Consider the following 2,436-nt stretch of genomic DNA (forward strand, 5'->3'; position numbering starts at 1 on the left):
CCACTTCCTTTAATTAAGTCTGCTTTATACGAATTGAGGCAAATGTTTGTAAAGAGATTTTATAAGGAGACACAATTCTCTTGACAAGTGTCCCCAATTCCTTAATCCTCTTCCTCCTGACCATCAACTGAGATCCCTCTCTCGCCTCATCCCAAAACTCAAAAAAGAACTCTCTGAAGCTAAAACCCAAATAAAATACGCCCTCTCTGTGCTCTTCCCCGAAGCTGAAAAACATTTCAACATCTTTACCCTCTCCTTCCTTAACATCCTCCTTAAGTTCTCTGGAGCTCATTACCTCAAAAAGGCTTCTTTCACAGACCTATCCAATATCATCAGCGCCTCCTCCAAAGGTAAAAACCCTTTCTTCTCCACTCAAGACATCATAAACCTTGCTAAAAACTCCATCGGTATCCACAACCCCTATCTTTCTCAAACCCTCATCTTCTACATCGAAAAGTGTCTCTTCCTTGAACCAAGAATACAAAAACTCGAAAATACGCTCCTTGAATAAATAGACCATGATCAAAATCAACAAATAAAGCTTCATTTTATCGCTGAAGTAAAAGATGTTCTTAGATTTTCCAGTGCAAAGAAACTCATAAAATATGCAGGCACAGACCAAGTCAATAAAAACAGTCTGGCAAGTTTAGGGCAAACAAGCACATATCCAAGCAAGGAAGCCCCTGGCTCAGGAATATCCTTTTCCAGATGGCAGTAGGAGTAGTAACCTGGGAACCCTATTTCAGAAAGACATTTTTGCGTAAAAAAAAGGAGTTTAAGAGTTATAAGAAGGCGATGGTAGCGGTAATAAACAAGCTTATCAGGGTGATCTATGGGATTTGTAAGAAAGGAACTTATTTCAATCCAGGTTTGAGTTTTTATTCTAAAAATTATGTTTCTATTTGTGAGGTATCTCATGCTTAAAACCTATTTACTGATAGTTGACTTCTTTATAGGTAAAGTAAAGTATATTTAGATAAAACTTTTCAGAGAAGAGATGACAACTCCATTTTTTCGGATTTAATAAAACCTCTAATAAAGGTTTTCTCATTATAGAAAAACTTGCTTAAATTTTTTCAAATTTAATTAGTTTTGTTAAAACCCCATCAACATGGTGAGAGAAACTCTTAAAAGAAAGCTATAATGTTTTTCACTCATAGAAAAGTACTTTTACTTTTTCCATGGTGATGAGTCCAGCTTTAACTATTTTCTTTAGATCAGAAAGAAGTGCATTAATATTCTCTTCACAATCAATGATCTCTACAACGATGGGTAAATCTGAAGAGAGCCTAAAAGGTTTTGCTTTTCTTATAAAAGAAGATTTTCCATATCCTAAAATTCCTCTTAATACTGTCACTCCCGATAGACCTTTTTTATGACAAAGTTCAGTAATATATAGGTAAAGGGGCTTTCCTTCATATTTATAATCCTCACCCAAAAAAACTCTCAACAGAATAGCCTCTTTACACTTCATAATATCCTACTCAGACTATACCCCAAAAAAGATAAAAATAGAGCTCCCAAATTAGTAAAAAGAAAATAAAAAATAAAATAACCGTATCGCCCTTCCATTAAAAGGTTTAAGCTTTCCATCGCAAAAGTAGAAAATGTAGTAAATCCTCCAAGGAAACCAGTAAGAATAAAAGCCCTTATCTGTGGTGGTATCAATAACTTTTCCACAATATAAGAAAAAATAAAACCAGCCAAAAAGGACCCACTAAGGTTTACAACCATAGTCTCTATAGGAAACTCAAACCCCACCTGTTTATGAAGAAAATAAGCAATTATATATCTTAACACCGATCCAATAGATCCTCCCAAGGCTATCCACACAAGAACTTTTAACATATCTCAACTTTCTCCAAGGTTATAAACCTACCCTTAAGGATATCCTTCATTCCATCAAGAACCTCTAAAACTTTATTTTCCTCCTCTACAATCTCTAAGATCACGGGAAAACTATAGGAAAGAACCTCTACGCCTTTATAGTGAGCACCTGTTCTCCCATATCCACAAATACCTTTGAGGATGGTAGCTCCTGCTATGCCTTCCTTTTTTAGTGCAAATAAAAGTTTAAGAAACAAAGCTTCGTCATTTTCTGTAAGATAAATACGCACTAAAGTATGTGGCATAAGTCAGAATATAATTAAAAACTAAACTATCAATATTTGATGTTAGATTATAATAATAATCTATTTTAATAAATCCTCAAGCATCTTAACTGTGATGATATACAATACTATTCCTATAACTTTTTTTAACCTGAAGAGCAGTTAACCTTTTTCTCATAAGATAGTTCCCAAACAATCCAGCAGCTATTGAACCTATGGCGCATAAAACAAGAAAATAAGGGGCTATGTTCCCCACAGAAATATACCCTAAAAATCCTGAAAAAGAAGAAAAAATTACGATAAAACTGTTTGTTGATGAGGCTTT

General features: G+C 34.4%; 7 protein-coding genes and 1 pseudogene. 2 read left to right on the top strand and 6 right to left on the bottom strand.

Features of this window, described 5'->3' with window-relative positions; genetic code table 11:
* Nucleotides 1–13: 13 nt before the first annotated feature.
* Nucleotides 14–292, bottom strand: a complete 279-nt coding sequence (locus G580_RS11805; RefSeq protein ID WP_028841791.1) for a hypothetical protein — start codon at nucleotides 290–292, stop codon at nucleotides 14–16.
* 27 nt (nucleotides 293–319) lie between these two features.
* The gene (locus G580_RS11810; protein WP_245542864.1) at nucleotides 320–484 is read right to left on the bottom strand and encodes a hypothetical protein; all 165 of its coding nucleotides are present in this window, start codon (nucleotides 482–484) and stop codon (nucleotides 320–322) included.
* A 66-nt stretch (nucleotides 485–550) separates the two neighbouring features.
* On the opposite strand from G580_RS11810, the gene G580_RS11885 reads away from it, so the two are divergent.
* Both G580_RS11885 and G580_RS11815 read left to right on the top strand, forming a co-directional pair.
* Complete coding sequence (locus G580_RS11885; RefSeq protein ID WP_281168593.1) at nucleotides 551–718, top strand: hypothetical protein; 168 nt, start codon at nucleotides 551–553, stop codon at nucleotides 716–718.
* On the top strand, nucleotides 664–924 hold the full coding sequence (locus G580_RS11815) for a hypothetical protein (protein WP_281168594.1): 261 nt from the start codon (nucleotides 664–666) through the stop codon (nucleotides 922–924). Before G580_RS11885 ends, G580_RS11815 begins: the two co-directional genes overlap by 55 nt.
* A gap of 226 nt (nucleotides 925–1,150) precedes the next feature.
* Here G580_RS11815 and G580_RS0108545 read toward each other — a convergent pair whose 3' ends face one another.
* The 4 genes and pseudogenes from G580_RS0108545 to G580_RS11645 all read right to left on the bottom strand — a co-directional run.
* A complete protein-coding gene (locus tag G580_RS0108545) occupies nucleotides 1,151–1,474 on the bottom strand; it encodes a DUF190 domain-containing protein (RefSeq protein ID WP_028841794.1) in 324 nt (107 codons plus the stop codon).
* The gene (crcB, locus tag G580_RS0108550; RefSeq protein WP_028841795.1) at nucleotides 1,471–1,848 is read right to left on the bottom strand and encodes a fluoride efflux transporter CrcB; all 378 of its coding nucleotides are present in this window, start codon (nucleotides 1,846–1,848) and stop codon (nucleotides 1,471–1,473) included. Before crcB ends, G580_RS0108545 begins: the two co-directional genes overlap by 4 nt.
* On the bottom strand, nucleotides 1,842–2,132 hold the full coding sequence (locus tag G580_RS0108555) for a DUF190 domain-containing protein (RefSeq protein ID WP_028841796.1): 291 nt from the start codon (nucleotides 2,130–2,132) through the stop codon (nucleotides 1,842–1,844). Before G580_RS0108555 ends, crcB begins: the two co-directional genes overlap by 7 nt.
* Nucleotides 2,133–2,217: 85 nt before the next feature.
* Nucleotides 2,218–2,436: pseudogene (locus G580_RS11645) on the bottom strand (hypothetical protein); the annotation flags it as partial.

The organism is Thermodesulfobacterium hveragerdense DSM 12571 (genome assembly GCF_000423845.1).
GTDB lineage: Bacteria > Desulfobacterota > Thermodesulfobacteria > Thermodesulfobacteriales > Thermodesulfobacteriaceae > Thermodesulfobacterium > Thermodesulfobacterium hveragerdense.